The 22,606-nt window shown below is 29.9% G+C and carries 11 protein-coding genes, 2 tRNA genes and 1 pseudogene; 9 read left to right on the plus strand and 5 right to left on the minus strand.

The genetic code is table 11. The features are described 5' to 3' along the window. Positions 1-556: 556 nt before the first annotated feature. The 4 genes from coaD to ERCIPICE3303_RS00770 all read right to left on the minus strand — a co-directional run bounded on the left by coaD (position 557) and on the right by ERCIPICE3303_RS00770 (position 5,429). Complete coding sequence (gene coaD, locus ERCIPICE3303_RS00755; protein WP_157990855.1) at positions 557-1,036, minus strand: pantetheine-phosphate adenylyltransferase; 480 nt, start codon at positions 1,034-1,036, stop codon at positions 557-559. Then, positions 1,033-1,809 (minus strand): glycosyltransferase family 2 protein, encoded by a 777-nt coding sequence (locus ERCIPICE3303_RS00760; protein ID WP_157991279.1) that lies wholly within the window; start codon positions 1,807-1,809, stop codon positions 1,033-1,035. Before ERCIPICE3303_RS00760 ends, coaD begins: the two co-directional genes overlap by 4 nt. Next, on the minus strand, positions 1,757-3,085 hold the full coding sequence (gene waaA, locus ERCIPICE3303_RS00765; protein ID WP_157991280.1) for a lipid IV(A) 3-deoxy-D-manno-octulosonic acid transferase: 1,329 nt from the start codon (positions 3,083-3,085) through the stop codon (positions 1,757-1,759). The genes ERCIPICE3303_RS00760 and waaA overlap by 53 nt, the downstream gene beginning before the upstream one ends. A 2,270-nt stretch (positions 3,086-5,355) precedes the next feature. Beyond that, positions 5,356-5,429 (minus strand) — tRNA-Pro (locus tag ERCIPICE3303_RS00770). A gap of 1,503 nt (positions 5,430-6,932) precedes the next feature. Between ERCIPICE3303_RS00770 and dnaK the strand changes: the two genes are divergently transcribed. The 4 genes from dnaK to ERCIPICE3303_RS00790 all read left to right on the plus strand — a co-directional run bounded on the left by dnaK (position 6,933) and on the right by ERCIPICE3303_RS00790 (position 12,638). Next, a complete protein-coding gene (dnaK, locus tag ERCIPICE3303_RS00775; protein ID WP_157990856.1) occupies positions 6,933-8,855 on the plus strand; it encodes a molecular chaperone DnaK in 1,923 nt (640 codons plus the stop codon). 98 nt (positions 8,856-8,953) lie between these two features. Beyond that, entirely contained in the window at positions 8,954-10,096 is a 1,143-nt protein-coding gene (gene dnaJ, locus ERCIPICE3303_RS00780; RefSeq protein ID WP_157991281.1) for a molecular chaperone DnaJ, read from the plus strand. Positions 10,097-11,379: 1,283 nt separating this feature from the next. Next, on the plus strand, positions 11,380-12,111 hold the full coding sequence (ubiG, locus tag ERCIPICE3303_RS00785) for a bifunctional 2-polyprenyl-6-hydroxyphenol methylase/3-demethylubiquinol 3-O-methyltransferase UbiG (RefSeq protein ID WP_157990857.1): 732 nt from the start codon (positions 11,380-11,382) through the stop codon (positions 12,109-12,111). A gap of 451 nt (positions 12,112-12,562) precedes the next feature. Further along, positions 12,563-12,638 (plus strand) — tRNA-Asn (locus tag ERCIPICE3303_RS00790). Positions 12,639-13,701: 1,063 nt separating this feature from the next. Here ERCIPICE3303_RS00790 and ispB read toward each other — a convergent pair. After that, positions 13,702-14,676: an octaprenyl diphosphate synthase gene (gene ispB, locus ERCIPICE3303_RS00795; RefSeq protein ID WP_157990858.1), complete on the minus strand. Its 975-nt coding sequence runs from the start codon at positions 14,674-14,676 to the stop codon at positions 13,702-13,704. Positions 14,677-14,933: 257 nt separating this feature from the next. Between ispB and rplU the strand changes: the two genes are divergently transcribed. The 5 genes and pseudogenes from rplU (at position 14,934) to murJ (ending at position 22,530) form a co-directional block, all read left to right on the plus strand. Continuing rightward, complete coding sequence (gene rplU / locus ERCIPICE3303_RS00800) at positions 14,934-15,272, plus strand: 50S ribosomal protein L21 (RefSeq protein ID WP_157991282.1); 339 nt, start codon at positions 14,934-14,936, stop codon at positions 15,270-15,272. Beyond that, the gene (gene rpmA / locus ERCIPICE3303_RS00805) at positions 15,262-15,519 is read left to right on the plus strand and encodes a 50S ribosomal protein L27 (protein ID WP_157990859.1); all 258 of its coding nucleotides are present in this window, start codon (positions 15,262-15,264) and stop codon (positions 15,517-15,519) included. Before rplU ends, rpmA begins: the two co-directional genes overlap by 11 nt. Before the next feature lie 1,487 nt (positions 15,520-17,006). Further along, a pseudogene (cgtA, locus tag ERCIPICE3303_RS00810) lies at positions 17,007-18,002 on the plus strand (Obg family GTPase CgtA); the annotation flags it as partial. A gap of 620 nt (positions 18,003-18,622) precedes the next feature. Then, on the plus strand, positions 18,623-20,167 hold the full coding sequence (locus ERCIPICE3303_RS00815; protein WP_157990861.1) for a TerC family protein: 1,545 nt from the start codon (positions 18,623-18,625) through the stop codon (positions 20,165-20,167). 812 nt (positions 20,168-20,979) lie between these two features. Beyond that, entirely contained in the window at positions 20,980-22,530 is a 1,551-nt protein-coding gene (murJ, locus tag ERCIPICE3303_RS00820; RefSeq protein WP_157991283.1) for a murein biosynthesis integral membrane protein MurJ, read from the plus strand. Positions 22,531-22,606 lie beyond the last annotated feature (76 nt).

A 22,606-nucleotide genomic window follows, 5' to 3' on the forward strand; every position in this document is an offset into this window, starting at 1 on the left:
TTACTAAATTTGGATATAATATATTCTTATTTTAACAAGAGCTATAAACACAATATAAATTATTGAATATATAATACTAAATAAATTACCTTAATAATGGAAAGTAGATAATAAAGAATAGAGCAAGGTAAAAGGTACGATAAATATTGATGTCAGGTTGATTATCAGTCGTTCCAGATAGCAGTTTAGTATATCTTATTAGTCGTTTAGTTTTTTTATTTAATCTGATGTTTATAGATCTAACTAGTATTAGAAATAATTTTTATAATTTATATTGGACTAATATAGTGGTAAATCATTTGATCAATAAATAATTAGTTTATAAGTTAAGTTCATTCTAGATATTTTTTAATTTTATTGATATTTAGAGTCCTGCAAGGAGGTAAATACTTTTAATGGGTTTATTAATAAGATGACTTGGTTTATTTGAGAGCGATCTATAAGTCATTATCGATTATAGATATGAGTTTTAGTTTTTATTATAACAGTAATAATATGATTGTTTTATTGAGGTCTATTTATTTTTTATATTTGCTTTTTACATATTAAACAATTATTATGGGTATATACTAGTAAATGCTTGAAATACGGTCTTTGGAAGGAATGGCTCAACATTACCACCATTCTGCGCCACTTCTTTGATTAGTGAAGAAGAGAGGCAGGAAGATTCTTGTGAAGCAAGAAGGAATATAGTTTCTAAGCTAGGGTCTAATTTTGCATTCATCTGATATCTTTTATTTTCATTTTCAAAGTCAGTTATATTTCGTAGACCGCGAATGAGTACGTTTGTTTTTTGTTCTTGAGCGAGGTGTATCAATAAACCACTAAATCCAATTATTGTTACATTTTTTAAATGTGCAACTGCTTCTTTTGCAAATTCTACGCGTTTTTCAATAGAAAACATCGGATTTTTATTGGGGTTAATGGAAATCGCGAGTATTATTTTGCTAAATATCAGTGTTGAACGTGTGAGAATGTTGATGTGTCCATTAGTTATTGGATCAAAGGTTCCAGGATAGATGGCTTTAGTGCTCATAATGTGCGTTTATTGATATCATTTTTTAGAGTCCATAAGGTAGTATACTTATTAAAAGTATATTGAGAAGTTACTATTGCTAACAGCCAGCCTTGCTTGCCATCTAGAAAGCTTGTACGTATTAATAATGTTTGTATAAAAGTCCAAATTGTATGTAAAAAAATACATATGATATTACTATTTTGCCCATTTTTATGGCTCTGTATAGCCCATGCTTTGGCGTAGGACAATTGTTTGGATTGAAAGGATATAAAATCACTACAAGTGAGATGCAAAAGATCTCCGTATAGTAGTTTTATTTTAGTTTTTGGTGCGTGTAAGGATTCATGTACTACATTATTATTATATTGAAAATGACGTGGATATAGACGTATCACACGGTCTGGATACCAACCTCCATGCCGCATAAATTTTCCTAGAAAAAGGTTAGAACGTGACATACGATAGACTGTGTCTGTAGCTGGTTGTTGTAGGACACCTTTGATGGAATTTTTTAATGAAGGTGTTACGCGCTCATCGCTATCAATCATTAGAATCATAGAATGCTGTGCATAACTTTGTGCTATTTGTCTCTGTTTACCATAACCATCCCATCTGTTAGTTTTATAAACGATAGCCCCATATTGATAAGCGATACTTTGAGTTTTATCGGTACTGTTAGAATCAAATATCACAATCTCATCTGCCCAATTAACTGATTCTAGGCATTCGACCAGAAACTCAGCTGAATTTTTTGTAATTATGACTACAGATAGTTTTTGTCGTATTTTCATAGTAATTTTTTTTTGGTGGGAGAAATGATTCAAGGATATGCAATAGTCGATTTCGTGCGCCCTGGTTATTTTGTAACACGTTTTTTGCTTGGGCACCATAATAGATCCGTAAATCTTTATGGAGAAGTAACATAGTGATTGATTTAGTTAATGAATTAGAATTAGTTACAGTAATAAGTCCGTTATCTTGTTTAATGCGTTCACAAATATTTTTGAAGTTAAAAGTATGAGGCCCCATGAGTACTGGAATAGCATGTAATGCGGGTTCTAATGGGTTATGACCCCCATGTTTGACTAGGCTTCCACCAACAAACGCTAGGTCTGCAATTCCATATAGCAACATAAGTTCTCCTATTGTATCGATAATTACTACATTTATTTTAATAGAAGGAGTAGAACAACTACTTCGTAATATGAAGTTAAATCCATATTTTTGTGTCAAACAGCATATTGTTTGACAACGTGAAGGATGACGGGGTGCTAAAATTAATAGTAGGTTGGGAAAACTTTCTAATAGTTTTTTATGTGTTTCTAAGATAATTTTTTCTTCTCCATGATGAGTACTAGTTGCAATCCATATAGGTCGACTTGATGCCCATTGACGACGGAGTTTTTTAGAATTTTTTGTCATTTCTGATGTAATGTGTATATCGAATTTTAAGTTACCAGTTATTACTATATTAGATTGTTTTACTCCAAGTTTAATAAAACGAGCACTGTCTTCTTTATTTTGTGCAGCGATTAAGGTGATTGTTTGAAACAAAGGTTTCATAAAGATGCTAATTTTTTGATAAGAGCGAGCGGAGCGCTCTGATAGACGAGCGTTAGCTATTATTAATGGAATATTTTGGCTGTGTAAGAGGTTTATCATATTAGGCCATAGTTCTGTCTCCATAATAATAACTAACTTTGGGCGTGTTTTTTTTAAAAAACGTCTCATTGATCCAGGAAGATCATATGGCAGATAGACATGATATATACCATGATCTACTATAGTTTTAGCAAGATCTGATCCTGTTGGTGTCATGGTAGTTAAAATAATAGGAATATCTGGATAATCATAATGGAGAGCTGTAATCAGAGGGATTGCGGCTAATGTTTCACCAACTGATACGGCATGTAGATGGATTCCATTTGGTTGGATTTTTTGAATAAAGAATCCATAACGTTCAGTCCATCGCTGTCGATATGTAGGGTTTGTATAACCGAGATACCAGAGACGAAACCAGATTACAGGTTGTAATAGATATAGTAAAATTGTGTAAAGCACAAGCATCATTTTATGACTATGGAAAGAAATATAGTTTAATGTATATATTATTTTTAATATAATAAAAAGTATTCTATGATGTAAACAAGCACATAGCAAAATTAAATTTATCTGTGTCTATAATGTATTTTAATGTTTATGGAATCCTAAATATATATAACATTTTTCAATATGACAAATTTTTAAACATATGTAATAAATAATATCATCAAAATGAGTTGTAAGAGTCAGTGTATATAAAAATAATTCCTTTTTATTAAGTTCTTTTTTTTGATTGTTTTTATAATAATAGAATAGTTTATTAATTAAATCTTTGAGTTTTAAAATGATTTATATGTCTAGATTTCATTTCATTTCATTGCTATAGATTATGTTATCATTATATTTTAATATCCTTCATTAATCTAGTTGATCATGGTGTGGTATTTTAGTTCTACATCAATATCAGTATCTCTTATATTAGAGATATGAGAGCATATTAATGATTTACTAGTATTTATATATGATCTATATTATTCACAGATAATTTATAATTATACGTGATTTTAATACTTGATATTTAATAAACTATTCTCTTTATAGGTATACAAGAATTATTTAAATTTGAATATGTCTAATAAAAAGCGTATTATGTTTGATAGCATATTTTTATTAGTATAGATATACTAATGCTCTATCTTTTTTAACTTGATATCTTTCCTTGTCTTTTTTATTAAAATAAAGTTTTCTGTTGATTGTTATTATCAACATCTTCAATATATCAGCATTCTTTTTAGATTGAATAGTTGAATATTGTAATCTTATTTTGATAGGTGGATCGAGAATATACTGTTAATATTAGGGTATTAATATCAACGTATCTTGGTCGTTATAATTTTATATATTATAGATAAGGGTTATAGAAAGTATTGAATTTTCATCTTGTATTTATTATTTTTATTCACATGGCATTGATGATTTAATTTAAAATAGGAAGAATAAGAATCATAGCGTTTAGGGTATTTATCAGTATCTATATTTTATTAATATTTATTTTTTATTAACTACTAATTATAAGTAGTTATATCGAACTTATGTGTTTATTGAGAAAAGATTTTATATTTAAAATATGATATAAATTTAGATGCATGATGTTATCCTTTGTAAGGATCGGTCAATTTTAGACTAAATTCCATAGCATGATATGGAAACTTAAGTGAATTAAAGAGAAAAAAGTAAATATAAGTATAATATTCATTTGATTAATTATTAGTTTAATATTATTTTCATGTGTAGATGGATTAAGTTTGAAGAATAATATATTGGTATTGAGTTATATTAACTTTTATGGTTTGAGTATATTAGAATATATTATCTTATTCATACTAAGATCAGATAGATATACGGTTTTTTTTAACTTTTTTATATTATACTTATCTATAGATGTAGCTTAGATGATATTAATTATTTCCTAAATAAATTGTAATTAATATGCATAGGATTAGCATGTATTATGTTTAGTTATGACCGAACGATGATAATATGTGTCATTGATGTAGAAATTAACTAAGACGCATAAGTGATGCTTTTTCCTATGATAAAAATCATTAATACTTTTTTATTTTTTATTTTTCGAATTGTATGTCAATAAGATCTTTATTAGTGATATTTAGAATAAAAATTTTTATAGATATTTATTTTTATAAAATTAGCTGTTTATATCTAATCTTTAATATATTGTTGAGTATATTAGGAATGTGATTTATAGTTTTAGGTTGGCCATTTAGTAACTGTATTTCTGATTATTATATTCTTCTAGATATCTTAAAATGTAGTATAATTGATTTTTTACTTAGGTTAATAAAAGATAGTATTTATTAAACATATTCATTTAATGTCTATCTACATTAACTTTTAATTTATCGATTAATTTTTCTAGAATATACAATGTAATCAATACTAAGAAAATTAAAATAATATGTTAGAGATCATTATTTATGATAACTCTATAGGTGTTTTTCTTTTTTTTAAAATTAATACTTAATAAGATAATGATAATTTAATTATTATCTAGTTCATAGTTCAATAAAATTCTATTAGAAAATACCAATTTATCTTTATTTACCGTCCTGTCAAATATTATTTGTTAGATATATTTAATATATTTAAGGTAATTTCAAGCAATATGATAACGGATCATTATAACTTTTTTATAAATTATTTTGATTAATTCTTAATTCTTTAATAATTAAGACATTCATAAACTTATATATTGAAATAGTGGTTTCTTAACATTTTCGGCACGAGAGGATTTGAACCTCTGACCTCCGACACCCCATGACGGAGCGCTACCAAGCTGCGCTACGTGCCGTATGCATATACTATATCCTTAAAAAATTTAAATACAAGTATTTAAATATTAAGAGTTAGATGTATAGTATTTGTATATTTAAAAAATACAGAGGATTTTGATGTAATCACTTTTCTTAAGCAGTCAAGATGTTGTTAAGAGAAATAAACTTATAATTAGTACGGATAATTTATCATTAATTATGAAGCATTATTTATATAAGTAATTTTACTATATAGGGAATCCATGTATCGGTCTATGATTTTTATGATATTTCTATAGTTGAGAAAATTGGAATGTAGCAGGATATGGAATAAAAGTAATTGTTGTTTGAAAGTTAATATTTAGGTATTTTCTGTTTTAAATATAGAAGTAGAATCTGATAGATAGTTTTTCTTGCGTAGAAAAAGTTTGTTTTCTGAATTTAGCAAGGAAGATATTAATACAAACTGGAAAATATCTATCCATTCATTCATTAATGAAATTTAAAATGAATTAATTATTTGTGTTTTTATCATAGAAATAGATAAATTTTTATAACATTCCTTGGTTAATACATTGAATAAATAGATTTTCTTTCAATATAATTTCTAATTTACTTTTAATTCTTACTACTATAGTAAATAAATAATTTTTGAAGTATAAAAATTATTTTTATATTTTTAAAGATGGAAAGAATATAATATTTACATATATGGCTTAATGTTTTTTAGAAAATATTTTTAATTTATAGAAAGAGAATATAAAATTTTAGTGTATTGAATATGTATTTCAGTTTATTTTTAGATGTATATTCTGAATAAAATATTAATCAGTTGAAAAGGTTTAATTTTTATATTTATTTCGATCTAGAATCATCAGTATAGGATGAATTCAATTCATGTTCACTTCTTTTTGGTAAGAAGTGACACTAGTAAAGATTAGAATTATATAGATAATTAAATATTTCATAATGAGTAGTAGTTTTAAATTTAATATTAATTATTAATTTAGTCTTTAATTTTCCTATATATCAGTGGTTCATATTTTATGATCATTGTTTATCATTATTTTTATTAAAATCAATATATTATTATTAATATATGATAAATTTTTAGTATTTATTTTTTTTGAAACTGATTATAGAAATAATATTGAAGAGAATTGCGATAGACTAGGTGATGATTACAGATATAAGTTCAGATATGATTATTATATTATATGATCTTATCATTTAGTTGAATATCAAGCATATGTGCTACTTTTAAATGTTAATTTAATCATAAGAAATAGATTAGATCTAATTATTTATAATTAATTTATGGATGATTTAAGATCATAGTTAATTTTAAAAATATTTATATTATTTCTAATAAAACAATACTTACCTCTTATACTTTACTGATGCTGTTTTCGACTTAACTTGACTGTATCAGTAATCTGATTGCTAAGAAAAAACGTATAATGTAGAGTTGAAACTGTAAAAAATGCCCGCATTTACGCTTTATAATCTGATTTAACATAAATTTAAGTGGAGATGTTTAAATGGGTAAGATCATTGGTATTGACTTGGGTACGACAAACTCATGTATTGCCATTATGGACGGAGGACAGGCACGTGTTCTAGAAAACGCAGAAGGGGATCGGACTACGCCTTCTGTAATTGCTTATTCCCAGGATGGGGAAACTTTAGTCGGTCAGCCTGCTAAACGTCAGGCTGTAACTAATCCAAAGAACACTTTATTTGCAATTAAACGATTAATTGGTCGTCGATTTCAAGATGATGAAGTACAGTGTGATATTAAAATTATGCCATTTAAAATTGTTGCTGCTGATAATGGTGATGCATGGTTAGATATTAAAGGGAAGCACATCGCTCCGCCACAGATTTCAGCAGAAGTTTTAAAAAAAATGAAAAAAACTGCGGAAGATTATTTGGGTGAAACAGTCAATGAAGCCGTAATTACAGTTCCAGCGTACTTTAATGACGCGCAGCGTCAGGCTACTAAAGATGCTGGACGTATTGCTGGTCTAGATGTCAAGCGAATTATTAATGAACCTACTGCAGCAGCATTGGCTTATGGATTAGATAAAAGTAAAGGTAATCGTACAATTGCAGTTTATGATTTAGGTGGTGGTACATTTGATATATCTATTATTGAAATTGATGAGGTTGATGGAGAAAAAACATTTGAAGTTTTGGCTACGAACGGAGATACTCACTTAGGTGGTGAAGATTTTGATAGTCGAATGATTAACTACCTTGTATCTGAATTTAAAAAGGACCAGGGTATTGATCTTCATAATGACCCATTAGCCATGCAACGCTTAAAGGAAGCGGCTGAAAAAGCTAAGATTGAGTTATCTTCAGCTCATCAAACTGATGTTAATTTACCGTACATTACAGCAGATGCTACCGGTCCGAAACATTTAAATATTAAAGTTACCCGTGCAAAACTAGAATCTTTAGTTGAAGATCTAATTGCTCGTTCTATTTCCCCTTTAAAAGTTGCTTTAAAAGACGCTGATCTTTCTATCTCTGATATCAATGATGTTATTTTAGTGGGGGGTCAAACTCGCATGCCCATGGTACAGGCTAAAGTAGCTAAATTCTTTGGCAAAGAGCCACGTAAGGATGTGAATCCGGATGAAGCAGTTGCAGTGGGCGCTGCAGTCCAGGGTGGAGTGCTTGCTGGTGAAGTCAAAGATGTCTTACTTTTAGATGTGACTCCATTATCACTTGGTATTGAGACGATGGGGGGGGTAATGACTTCGCTAATTTCGAAAAATACTACAATCCCTACTAAACATAGTCAAATATTTTCTACAGCTGAAGATAATCAATCTGCAGTCACTATTCACGTGGTTCAAGGTGAGAGAAAACGAGCTATAGATAATAAATCTCTTGGACAATTTAATCTTGATGGTATTCAAAATGCTCCTCGTGGTATGCCGCAAATTGAAGTAACTTTCGATATTGATGCTGATGGTATTCTACATGTATCTGCTAAAGATAAAAAGAGTGGAAAAGAGCAGAAGATTACTATTAAGGCCTCTTCGGGTCTACATGATAATGAAATTGAAAAAATGGTACGAGATGCAGAAACTAATGCTGAATCGGATCGTAAGTTTGAAGAATTGGTACAGGTTCGCAACCAGGGTGACCAAATTGCGCATAGCATGCGTAAGCAGTTAAATGAAGCAGGCAATAAGCTTGATAAAAATGATAGAGATGCTATTGAATTGATTTTAAATTCTTTACAAAAATCACTAAAAGGTGAAGATAAATTGGCTATTGAAGCTAATATGAAAGCGTTATTAGAGTCCTCTGATAAACTGACTGAATGTCTGAAAAAACCGAGTGGAACCAGCGGTTCACCTGATTCTACCGAAAGTACAACAAAAGATGAGAATGCTGTCGACGCTGAATTTGAAGAAGTAAAAGATAGTAAAAATAATCGAACTTAATAGGTCATAGTAGCCTGTTAAGCAATCGGTCATAACTAGCACGGGTGTGGATTGTATCCACTCCCGTGCACCCCCGTTTAATGGTAGGATTAATTGAAATGGTGAAAAGAGACTATTACGAGATTTTAGGTGTTACCAAGTTAGCAGATGAACGGGAAATTAAAAAGGCCTATAAACGTTTAGCTATGAAGTTTCATCCTGATCGTAATCAAGGTGATAAACAGTCTGAAGGTAAATTTAAAGAAATTAAAGAGGCTTATGAGGTTTTAACAAATCCTCAAAAACGAACGAGTTATGACCAATATGGGCATGCTGCGTTTGAGCAGGGAGGTATGGGTACGGGAAGTCAAGGTGGTTTTAGTAGTACTACCGCTGATTTTGGAGATATTTTTGGTGACGTTTTTGGTGATATTTTTGGTGGTAACCGACGTCAGAATCGCTCTACACGTGGAGCAGATGTGCGTTATCAAATTGAGTTATCACTTGAGGAAGCGGTGCGAGGAGTATCTAGGGAGATTCGTATTCCTACTTTGGAAAAGTGTGGGGTTTGTCATGGAACTGCAGTTAAAAGAGGGACAAAACCACAAACCTGTTCGACTTGTCAGGGGGTTGGTCAGGTACAGATTCGGCAAGGTTTTTTTGCTGTTCAGCAGTCTTGTCCTGCCTGTCATGGACGAGGAGTAATCATAAAAGATCCTTGTAACACTTGTCATGCTCAAGGGCGAATTGAAAAGTTAAAAACTTTAGTAGTCAAAATACCAGCAGGCGTGGATACGGGTGATCGTATTCGATTGGCTGGTGAAGGTGAAGCTGGAGAGAAGGGGGCTCCGTCTGGTGATCTATATGTGGAAGTACAGATGAGAGAGCATCATATCTTTAAACGCGAAGAAAACAACTTATACTGTGAGGTACCTATTAACTTTGTCATGGCAGCATTGGGCGGGGAAATTGAGGTTCCTACTTTAGATGGTCGGGTCAACCTAAAAATTCCGGCGGAAACACAGACAGGGAAATTATTTCGCTTACGCAATAAGGGGGTTAAATCATTACGTGGTGCCTCATCTGGTGATCTCCTATGTCGTGTTGTCTTAGAAACGCCTGTTCGTTTAAATGATAAACAGAAAATGTTACTACGTGAACTAGGCGAAAGTTTTAGCGGATCTTTTGGTGAACAAAATAGTCCACGTTCTAAAACATTTTTTGATAGTGTAAAACAGTTTTTTGATGATCTTACACATTAAATCATCTTTAATTATCAATTTTCTCTGACAGCTATTTATTAAAACATTTAGATAGCTTGTCAGATTTAATTTCATTCTAGATATACTAATTAATGTTTATGATGATAGATTGCATTCTGATAAAAGAATTCCATTCTCCATATATTATTATAATTGATGAATGATTCATATTTCCATGTAGATTGAATTTAAAAGATTTTTATGGTGTTTAATACACAATATACAATTATTGAAAATATTAATAGTATTTAGTGTTTTAGTTTAGGTTGTTAGTGGTGCAATCAGTATAGTTTCTTTTATCATATTATGAGAAGTATTATAAAAGTATATTTTATCATGCTTAGTGCATTAGACCGTAAATTCATAAGTAATTTTATTTTATGAGTGAATGAAATTATTAAATGAAGATAGTTAGGATATTTTTATTGAAAAGTGCTTACTTGAGTAAGTATATGTTTGATATTTCTCTAAAGTATACAGAATGCTCGATGTAATTTAATGTTTATAAAGAGGTTTGATTGGTTTTTTATAACACAGAGTTCTTGATATTTTTTAAAATTATTGATATCTATAGAATAGATATTCTATAGAGTATATGATGTGTTAATATAGCTTAACTTCTTTTGAGATTTAAAGTTTTTTATTAAAAAGATGATTTAATATATGTTCTATCATATTATCAGCATATTTTAACTAGTTTTTTAGATGTCTTAATCGATTTTTAGTTTTACTAATTAAATTTTTAAATAAAGATTATTATTTGAGGAACTTTATTTCCTTGTTCTTTTAACAGGGAAGTCATTGTTTATTTGTATATTCAACTTAATAAGATTTATTTATAGAATAGAAAAAATACAGTATTATATGAATATTGCAATACTCTTGTATTTATGAGTGTAATTAATATGCTAAATATCATATTTTATTTTGGTATACTATTTTATAGATTGGTTATATTTTAAATGCAATGATTTAAATTAGTAGTTTTTAATAATATTAATAGAGTGCATAATTTTTTAATACTCGAAATAGCTGTATCAAGCAAGTATAGTAATAAAAACATCACTTAATGATGTCTTTATAGACAAGCGAAATATATAGAGAGTGTGTAGTAAAAAATTAAAATATTTAAATAGATTAGATGTTAAATGATTGTATATAGTACCAGAATGTAATTCTTATTATCGATTGGAGATTGATTTTCTAACAATTCAATATCATCTTAAATTTATATTTAATGTATAACAGACATATTTTATATCATTTTATGGAGTTTTATTTAAATGCATCAGATTCCAAAAAGTGGTGGTTTAAACATTGATTATACTGAAAGTGCGAAATTTGCAATAATGGCTTCACGTTGGTGGGACCTAGAAGGTGAATGCAAGTTATTACATAGTATGAATCCGATACGTCTTAATTGGATTATACAGCATTCGAGTGGTTTATTTGGTAAAAAGGTATTGGATATTGGATGTGGTGGTGGAATTTTTACAGAAAGCATGGCAAATGAAGGCGCGAATGTTACTGGTCTAGATATAGAAAAAGATATACTACAAGTAGCTAGGCTTCATGCACTGGAAAGTGGAGTAAAAGTTCATTACATCCAACAAACAGCGGAAGAACATTTGGTTCAGCATTCTAAAGAATATGAGGTGGTGACTTGCTTGGAATTATTGGAACACATACCAGATCCTTATTCTGTTATTCATGCTTGTTCTCAGTTAGTAAAACCAGGTGGGGAAGTTTTTTTTTCTACTATTAATCGAACGAAAATATCTTGGTTTGTAGCTATATTTTGTGCAGAATATATATTACGACTCTTACCAAGAGGTACGCATAGGATGATGAAATTTATTCAACCCAGTGAATTACTTGATTGGATTGATACAACGAAATTGCATTCATATCATATGACTGGAATATGCTATAATCCTTTAACCCAGTTTTTTAAGTTAACATCTAATGTGGGTGTTAATTATATGGTTCATGCACACAAAGAATTAGGATGTTAAGTTAATTGGATATTGCTAACTATAATTAACATAGTGACTTGATAGGTTGTATTTTGTTCTGAATCCAGTTTATCGAATGGTAAGTCACGTGATAATAAACCATATAAAAGATGAGCTCATCTATTTATGTTCTGAATTGAGTTCATATAACTATATCATTAATCTCTATATTGCATACTCTTTCATGTTAATATTTATATATTTCCATATTAATAATTTGTTTTGCCAAATAATAAGAAAGATAATCAAGTCATTTTATTAGACAGGGGTAAAGTAATCATCAGTTAGATCCAATAAGATAGAAATCTTGTAATTCTGATTATTTAAATTATTACAAGTTCATTGTATAGAGATATTAATGTTATTAAACATAGATTTTAATCTAGTATTCTTTAATCATACTTTGACATCTATGATTTTTAGTATATAATATATCTGAAATATAGTAAAATCCTCTGTAGTTCAGTTGGTAGAACGGCGGACTGTTAATCCGTATGTCACTGGTTCGATCCCAGTCAGAGGAGCCATATAAGATAATCACTGACAATCATTGAATTGTCTCAATGATTGTGTGTAAAATAGATAAATATATTGAATTTTTAAGGAATGATCTTTTGATTTTTGAGATAGTTTATTAAGTTATTAATCTATCATTTTCAGATGATAGAGAATTATTATAAAACAATATATCATGTAATGTATATTTAATTTTAGTAAATGTTTAGATAAATTATTTATGATTCTTATAGATTATACATAATTCTGAGTATAAGCTATAAATTAATAATTAAATTATTATGTTAATATTTATGCTGATGAACATAGGATGATTGTTTATCTTTTGACTATGAAATCGAAGTTAAATTAGGAAGTACTCTTAAAAGAAAGAGTATAGGAAATATAAAGGTTTACCCGATATAGATAGAGGATTGTAAAAATTATTATCAAGTGTTATGATAATGAACACTTCAATCTAGTGTGATTACTAATATTATATTAGAATTTTTTAGTACATTAAATATTAAACCATCTTTATTAATGATAATCGTATATTACGATATTAGCATGGTAGTTTCTTTTTAGTTTTTTATTTTTGACATGATCATGTAGTTAGGTTGTTTTGATGAAAAAGTATTTTTTCTTTATATTTTAATGAAAAAACTCATGATTAGTTACAAGGAAGTCTTTATCTCTAAGCACCGATTTATTATTAATATATAATATAGTTAATATCTATTATTATTTAAAATAGATCTAATGATATTTATAGACTATGTATTACTATACATGGTATTTAGCTTCTTTTGAAGATACACTATCTGCTATAATTAATATTAGATTTAGTATGTTATTCAAGGTTGGTTCTTTTTATTTTTGCATCTAGGCGATGACAAATGATGTTTCTTTTATTTTTTTTAATTAAAAATATTAGAGATAACAATATGATTTAGTATGTGATAAACATTATCACATAAGAGTTAGTAAAATAAAGAATAACAATAAGTATTTTAAAGTTGGTTCTATATATTCAGACCTCTCTACATCATAGGTAGGTCTGAATTAGTAGTTTATATAACATATATTATAGATTTAAAAAAAACGTTGTACTGATATATTTGCGATTGCTTCTAGTGCATTACGCCATGGAGATACTGGCAGTATCTTGAGTGCCATTATAGCTTTTTCAGCTTCTTTCTCAGCGGCTTGACGTGTTTTCGTTAATGAGTTACATTGATTCATTATTTCTAGAACTTGATCTAGACAATGCCGTCCATTACCTTGGATAATGATTGATCGAATAAGTCTAGCTTGCTCTGGGGTTCCATTATTAATAGCATGGAGCAAAGGCAAGGTTAGTTTTCCTTCTTCAAGGTCATGGCCTGTATTTTTTCCTAATATTTTACCATTAGAGCTGTAATCTAGCACATCGTCTATTAATTGAAAGGAAGTTCCAATATATCGGCCATAATCTTGTAAAGCTTGTTCTTGCTCTCTATTAGCTTCCGCTAGAATAGCCGAAGATTGCGTTGAGGCTTCGAAAAGTTTGGCAGTTTTACTGTATATGATCTTCATATAGGTTTCTTCAGTCATATTAGGGTTCTTTCGATTTAATAATTGTAATACCTCTCCTTCAGCAAGGACATTTACGGCTTCTGATATGACTTTTAATATTCGTTTTGAATCAAGACTAGTGATCATCTGAAATGCACGGGTATAAATAAAATCACCAACCAATACACTAGCTGAATTTCCAAACGTGGTATTTGCAGTAGCTTGACCTCTCCGTATTTTTGATTCATCAATGACATCATCATGTAGAAGCGTTGCGGTATGAATACACTCAATTAGTGCTGCTATGATAATATAATTCTGATTTGAGCAATTATTTATTGTTCGTGCAGATAGAATAGAAATCATTGGACGAATACGTTTGCCTCCGCTATTGATAATATAGTAAATTATTTGGTTGATAAGAGAAACATCTGAGTGCAGCTTGGTGAGTATGGTTGAGTTAATGTCTTCCATGTCTTTTGAAATAAGTTGATTGATTTGCTGTAAGTTCATTAGTCTATTTAACGATTTCTCAGTTTATGGCTAGAGTATATATTTTAATTCGTTTATGTAGAAATATTCAGAAAATATAAAAAGATTGTACTGGAAAAATATAGTGTGATCTTTTCTTTTATATGTTTAGTTATTTTAAAGGTTAGATAATAGGGGCTTGTCTTTAGTTATAAAGTTTCGTAAAATTCATAATTCAATATAACTGTTAATCACACGGTATGAAATTGAATAAGGCAGGTGTATAGGTGGAGTTAAATATGTATGCAGTTTTTAAAAGTGGTGGGAAACAATATCGAGTGAGAGAAGGTCAGATTATTCGTTTAGAAAAATTTGATTATTCTTCTGGCGAGAAAATAACTTTTAATGAAGTTCTTATGGTAGCTCATGGTCTAGATGTTAAGATTGGATCACCAATTATTTTAGGTGGTTCAATTGATGCAGAAGTTCTTGCTAGCGGTCATGGTAAAAAAATAAAAATTGTTAAATTTCGTGCTCGTAAACACTATCATAAGCAACAAGGACATCGTCAGGATTTTACTGATGTAAAAATTATTCGTATTACTTCTGGAGGAGAAGATCTAAACAATGGCGCATAAGAAAGCAGGTGGTTCAACCCGTAATGGACGTGATTCTCATTCCAAGAGGCTTGGGGTAAAACGTTTTGGTGGCGAATCTGTATTGGCTGGTACAATTATTGTTCGTCAACGTGGCACTAATTTTCATGCTGGAGAGAATGTAGGATCTGGTCGTGATCATACTCTGTTTGCTACTATAAGTGGTAAGGTGCATTTTTCAGTCAAAGGTTCTAGAAATCGAAAATATATTAGTATCGTTACTGTCTAAATTATATTGATATAATTTCTCCATAATTATTGATTTTTTATTCATGAAAGTTAAATATATTGAGTATAATTTTTTTATCGTAGTCATATTGTAGAAATTTATAGTGGTTTAATAAGGTATTAGCTTGATAAAGATAGATTGGTGTAGTTTTTATTAACAATCATGCTTAATTTTTTATATTTTCATCTCCCTTTAAAGGAGATGAGTAACAATAAGATTCTGTATTGAGACAATAATATCAAAAAAATATATTAGGTTATGGAGATTAGGAGAAGAATAGAGATGATCTAATTTTCTACCATAAATAGATAGATCAATAGATCATTATATTTTGCTATACTAATATTTTCAAGGAGAATACAAAATATATGAAATAATATATTGCTTATCAGAATATTAATTGATGGAGATAAAATTTTATAGTTAATCGAAAAGAATGGTAACAATTATTTTTATATATTAGAGTCAATATAGACATATGTATTTATAAGCTTTTAATTCTTAGATATTATAGAGTTTTTCTTGATACATCACGTAATTGGTTGATTGAAATGCATTGATTGTTAATTGTATTATTAATGTGTTATGAATTTGGTGTTGTTATCTACTGTGTTCGTTTTTATTATAGATTATTATTGTTGAATATAATTATTATTATGTAATTTATTACATATTTTGTTTTTTAACAAGATATGATAGATAGAAAATAAACTTATTAGCTGGCTATGACTAAAGATTCGTGTTTTTTATTTTTGATAGTCTCTTTGTTCTGCATGTTTCGATCGTTTATTTTAAGACGAGTTAGTTTAAAATAGTTTGAATTGGTTTTAACTAGCGCTTAATTGTAAGATTTGATATAGATAATTACTTATATCATTAAGAAGAAATATCTATTTATTTTAATATTAATTAAGTTTAATAACCATTTGTTCTCACTAATAAAAATATTTACAATGTAGGTAAATATTCTATATGTATTATTCAGTGATCATGTATGAAAATTTATTGATATATCATCTAGACTATTCCTGTATAGTTAGCTGGTTATCGTTATTTTTCTATTAAAATGCTCTGGATCATTATTTATTATAAATAATGGTTTGCGAAATATTTTAGCAATGAAATACAATTTAATTTGTTACATTCACAGTATTTGAAGCTATATCACGAGTCGTATAATGGATATCAAGTAACAAGTTTATCGATAGTTTGCATATCTTTTCATATTATATCTGTAATGGATCTGAATACTAAAAACAGATATCAGAGGTTTATGGTTAGTTTACGATAAAAATTATTTTGTAGTATCTAAGGGTCTTAAGATTGTAAATTAATCTGCGATAGGTTTTAAAGACAGTGATGTTTAGCATTAAATAGTTTATCTATGATTTTAGATTACTTTAATTTTATTCATTAGTTTATATCGGGTGATATATTCTATTGTATGAAAATTAGAAGAGAGCTATGTAACTGATAAGAGAAGTGTAATGAAATTTATTGATGAAGCAGCTATAGTGGTTGCGGCTGGAAATGGTGGTCATGGTTGCGTGAGTTTTCGTCGTGAGAAATGCATCCCACGTGGTGGGCCTGATGGTGGAGATGGAGGTGATGGTGGTGATATATATATAGAAACTGATTCGAATTTAAATACTCTTGCTTCTTTTCATTCTGAAAAAATGTTTCAAGCTGAATCCGGTCAGAATGGACAGAGTTCTAATTGTACTGGTAAGCGCGGGAATGATCTTTTAATTAAAGTTCCTTTTGGTACACGTATTATTGATAAAGGAACTGGTGAGCTGATTGCAGACATGGAAGATCATCAGAAACTTATGATAGCAAAAGGCGGGTATCATGGTCTAGGCAATACCCGGTTCAAATCATCAGTAAACCGCTCTCCCCGTCAGAGGACTATGGGGACTAAGGGTGAAATACGTGATTTACAGTTAGAGATGATTTTGTTAGCAGATGTAGGTGTTCTTGGTCTGCCTAATGCAGGTAAATCCACTTTTATTCGTGAAATTTCTGCTGCTAAGTTAAAAGTTGCTGATTATCCTTTTACTACCCTCATGCCTAGCTTAGCTGTTGTATCTATGGGTAAAGAAAAGAGTTTTGTAATTTCTGATATACCTGGTTTAATTCAAGGGGCTTCTAAAGGTATAGGTCTTGGTGTTCGTTTTCTTAAACACCTTGATCGTTGTAGTGTGCTATTGCATATCATTGATTTATCCTCTATGGAGGAAGAACATATAATAAGAGATATACGGATTATTATACATGAGATAGAGCAGTACAGTAAAAAACTATTTAATAAACCTCGTTGGTTAGTATTTAATAAGATTGATGTATTAGATAAAGAAGAAGCGAGGTCATGCAGTCAAATGATTGTGAAAGAATTAGATTGGCGTTATAGATATTACTTAATTTCTTCTATTAATCATTCTGGCGTAGATACGCTATGCTGGAATTTAATTGAATTTCTTCAAAAATCCTGATATGTAGACTTATAATCTTTTACGTCACAAGTATTTCAAGAGCATCATAATATGATTATTTAAAAAGATAATATAGAGAATATGGCATATTAATGATAATGAGCTGAGGGGTAGAATAGAAATTAAAGACTTATCAAGTGCTTTCAGTGCGTTATAATCATTACTTTTGATCTATATATATTACAGTATGAAATATTTTGTTGAGATTGTTGATATTTGAGAAATTAGAACAGGAATCTCAAGTTACTGTCATCATAATGTTATTAATCTGGTACTATAATAATCTTATTAGAGATTTAAGAGCGTAATATGTTTTTATTCAGCAATTTTTTCTGCTTAGTTGTGTTATTTGCATCTATCTTTATTTTTAATTAAATTGGATTGCATAGTAAAGAAATAATTTTGATCTATAGATATCACCTGATAGAGTAAAGATCTTTTAATATAGGAGTAAAAATCTCAGGTAGATCGATGGATTCGTATTATAATTGATATTCATAAGCCACCGTTCTCTTGAAATTGTTTTCTATATCTCTTGATATGGTTATCAAGACAATCAGTAATTTTTTAAAAAATATTGTCTTTTCTCGTCTCTTTTTCCGGAGTTATGCATGGAATTTCTTTTAGACCCCTCGATATGGGCGGGTTTTCTTACGCTGGTTGTGCTTGAAATTATCCTAGGCATTGATAACTTAGTTTTTATTGCCATATTAGCAGATAAACTTTCTCCAAATCATCGCGATAAAGCCCGCCTGAGTGGATTATCACTCGCAATGATAACACGATTAGGTCTTCTTTCTTTAATTTCTTGGATGGTTACATTAAGACGTCCATTCTTTAGTATAGGTGATATTAGTTTTTCTGGACGTGATTTGATTTTGCTTATAGGAGGCGTTTTCTTATTATTTAAAGCGACGATCGAGTTGCATGATCGTTTAGAAAATCATGATGTTAATAGTTTAGGGCATAAAGGTTATGCTAGTTTTTGGTCAGTTGTAATACAGATTGTTGTTCTTGATGCCCTTTTTTCTCTTGATGCAGTTATCACTGCAGTCGGTATGGTAAATAGCTTACCTGTCATGATGACTGCAGTGGTAATTGCCATGGGTGTGATGTTGCTTGCTTCTAAGCCATTGACTAACTTTGTCAATAGTCATCCAACTGTAGTGGTTTTATGCCTTAGTTTTCTTTTGATGATTGGTCTCAGTCTGGTTGCAGAAGGTTTTGGTTTTCATATACCTAAAGGTTATTTGTATGCAGCAATCAGTTTTTCGATTATTATTGAGTTATTTAATCAAATGGCCCGCCGTAACTTTATGCGATATGAGGAGCGTCGACCGATGCGGGAAAGAACTGCTGAGGCTATTCAGTGTTTGATAGGGGGGGGGCGGCAAAACGAGTCGAACAGTATAGAGAATACTACTGTAGAAACTATTGCGCCTCAAGAAGCTTTTAAAGATGAGGAGCGTTACATGATTAATGCTGTTTTAACTTTGGCTTCACGCTCTATACGTAGTATTATGACGCCACGGGGAGAAATTTCTTGGGTAGATCTAACTTGTTCTTTAGATGAGGTACGAATTCAATTATTAGATACACCGCATAGTTTGTTTCCAGTATGTCGTGGTGGTTTAGATAAAATTATTGGTGTTGTAAGAGCAAAAGAATTACTAGTAGCGTTAGATCATGGTATGGATATTTCTTCTTTCTCAACTACTACACCACCAATTATTGTACCAGATACTCTTAATCCATTAAATCTTCTTGGTGTTCTTCGTCGTGCGAAAGGTAGTTTTGTTGTCGTTGCTAGTGAATTTGGTATAGTACAAGGTTTGATTACACCTTTAGATGTTTTAGAGGCTATTGCTGGTGAATTCCCTGATGAAGATGAAACTCCTGATATTATGTCAGATGGAGACGGCTGGTTAGTAAAAGGTGCAACGGATTTACATTCATTACAACATGTATTGGATTACAAGGAATTAATTAAACCAGAAAATGATCATGAATCTTTAGCAGGTTTATTAATTAAATTCCAAGGTCGTGTACCTTTAATTGGTGAGGTCATTGATATGCCTCCACTACAGTTTCAGATTGTAGAAGCGAGTGATTATTGTATTAACCTTGTGCGTATTATAAAATTATATCAATCATAAACAATTTATCAAACTTTTTTTAAAAAATATAACTTAGTGATTTAGATTAGCCATAACTAGATTCGTTCTAATAGATATAATCTTTTTTAAACTGTAGATTAGGTTTGTTAAAGATTATCTTATTTTCATACATATATACGATGCTAATATTTTATATATATAGAATAAAATATGAGAAATAATACATATGTTATATTATATAACATATTATTGCTAGATAGAATCAGAAGAGTATTAAAAATTAATTTACTATGTATGATTATTTAAATCAAGAAAATGTTGTATTTTATTGCATATTTTTAAATTCAAAATATTGAGAATGTTATTCTAGATCAGATCCTAATCTGATGATATCAGTGGATTATGAATAGTCGTTAATTCGCAATACTGAGCAATCCATCATGAATAGTAACTCTATGATAGGTTATTATTTATTTTATGAAGATAAGTTTACAACTAATCTATATAGTAATCTTGCAAAGAAGAAAAAGAGTTTGATCCGTTATTTAACTAAATAACGAGATTTTAGATGGAATCATCCTTTAAAAAAACTAGGAATATAGAAAATTTAAAGTAATTAAAATATAGCTTTCTGTATCTTTCACTAAAAACAGGGAAGTAGTTCTGTATGAAATATTGTATTCTAATATATAATAATAAATTTTACTTATTAATGACTGCTGGGAGTAGGTAATAATTAATAGAGGTATGTGATTTTAATAGTTAGATGGTCCTTAATGTGATAGTGAGGACAGATTGTGTTTAAGATAAGTGTTATTTTAAGATTTTTAAAGATTGTACGTAAGAAACAGATGGATCTTTTTAAAGCATTGGTAGCAGTGAGTTTTATGACTTTTGTTTCTCGGTTATTAGGTTTTGTAAGAGACGTTCTCATCGCGCGAATTTTTGGTTCATGTGCAGTGACTGATGCTTTTTTTGTTGCATGGAAATTGCCTAATTTATTGCGTCGTCTTTTTGCTGATGGAGCTTTTTCTCAAACTTTTGTTCCGATTCTAGCTGAATATAAGAGTCAAAAGAGTGTAGAAGTAACAAAAATATTCATCACTCGGGTTTCTGGGTTACTAACACTGGTAGTAGGACTCATTGTGATTTTGGGGATATTTACTTCGCCTTGGTTAATCATGGCTACAGCTCCTGGTTTTGCTAATACCGCCGAAAAAGTGGAGTTAAGTGCAACTCTTTTACGTATTACATTTCCTTATATATTATTGATATCTCTATCATCATTAGTTGGCTCTATTCTCAACACATGGAATTATTTTGCTGTACCAGCATTTTCACCTGCATTGCTTAATTTAAGTATTATTTTTTTTTCATTATTTGCTGCACCATATTTCAATCCTCCTATTACAGTATTATCTTGGTCAGTATTGATGGGCGGTATTTTGCAACTGGGCTATCAGTTACCATATTTAAAAAAAATAGGTTTACTAGTACTACCACGTTTAGTTTTTCATGATATAAATGTCTGGCGTTTGATTAATCAAATGGGTCCGGCAGTACTTAGTTCTTCAGTCAGTCAGATTTCTCTTGTTATTAATACTATTTTTGCTTCGTTTTTGAATCCAGGCTCTATTTCATGGATATATTATGCTGATCGGTTAATGGAATTTCCTGTTGGAATTTTAGGGGTTACGCTTGGAACTATTTTATTTCCTTCATTAGCAAAAAGTGTTAGCAGTGGTAATCTTGCAGAGTATTCATATCTTATAGATTGGGGATTACGTCTTTGTTTCCTATTGGCATGCCCAAGTGCGGTGGCGTTAGGTATTCTAGCTAAGCCTCTTATTATAGTGTTATTTCAATATGGTAATTTTACTGATTTTGATGTAGGAATGACTCAACATTCGTTAGTTGCTTATTCGGTTGGATTAATAGGATTAATTACAATGAAAGTGTTGGTACCAGGTTTTTCTGTACGCCAGGACCTTAAAACTCCGCTCAAAATCTCAATACTAACTTTGATTGTAACACAGATTATGAATATAGCTTTAATTGGACCGTTAGAACATGTTGGTTTATCACTTTCTATTGGATTGGCTGCTTGCCTCAATACTTCATTGCTTTATAGACAGTTACGTAAACAAAATTTATTTTTTCCTCAGCCGGGTTGGATGTGTTTCTTTTTTAGATTAATAATAGCTGTGCTAGTTATGTCTGCCTCACTCGTTGGTGTTCTTTATCTTATGCCTGTGTGGAATAGTGGAGGTATGACTGAACGATTAACACGATTAATGGTAGTATTTTTGATTGGTTTTAGTGTATATATTTTAACGTTGGGTATACTTGGTTTTCGTCTGCGTGATGTTCTTCTTTTATATAATGGTAAACGTTCGGTTTAAGAATAACTGAATAGGTTTACGATAGAATGATGGTGATTATTTAACTATATGTAAAGATAGATTAATGTGAAGTAGT

The sequence above is a fragment of the Candidatus Erwinia haradaeae genome (assembly GCF_900699015.1).
Taxonomy (GTDB): domain Bacteria; phylum Pseudomonadota; class Gammaproteobacteria; order Enterobacterales; family Enterobacteriaceae; genus Erwinia_E; species Erwinia_E haradaeae_E.

Coding starts and splice junctions, on each gene's coding strand:
- coaD (WP_157990855.1), bottom strand. CDS start 1,036: ATGAGCACTAAAGCCATCTATCCTGGAACCTTTGATCCAATAACTAAT.
- ERCIPICE3303_RS00760 (WP_157991279.1), bottom strand. CDS start 1,809: ATGAAAATACGACAAAAACTATCTGTAGTCATAATTACAAAAAATTCA.
- waaA (WP_157991280.1), bottom strand. CDS start 3,085: ATGCTTGTGCTTTACACAATTTTACTATATCTATTACAACCTGTAATC.
- dnaK (WP_157990856.1), top strand. CDS start 6,933: ATGGGTAAGATCATTGGTATTGACTTGGGTACGACAAACTCATGTATT.
- dnaJ (WP_157991281.1), top strand. CDS start 8,954: ATGGTGAAAAGAGACTATTACGAGATTTTAGGTGTTACCAAGTTAGCA.
- ubiG (WP_157990857.1), top strand. CDS start 11,380: ATGCATCAGATTCCAAAAAGTGGTGGTTTAAACATTGATTATACTGAA.
- ispB (WP_157990858.1), bottom strand. CDS start 14,676: ATGAACTTACAGCAAATCAATCAACTTATTTCAAAAGACATGGAAGAC.
- rplU (WP_157991282.1), top strand. CDS start 14,934: ATGTATGCAGTTTTTAAAAGTGGTGGGAAACAATATCGAGTGAGAGAA.
- rpmA (WP_157990859.1), top strand. CDS start 15,262: ATGGCGCATAAGAAAGCAGGTGGTTCAACCCGTAATGGACGTGATTCT.
- ERCIPICE3303_RS00815 (WP_157990861.1), top strand. CDS start 18,623: ATGGAATTTCTTTTAGACCCCTCGATATGGGCGGGTTTTCTTACGCTG.
- murJ (WP_157991283.1), top strand. CDS start 20,980: ATGGATCTTTTTAAAGCATTGGTAGCAGTGAGTTTTATGACTTTTGTT.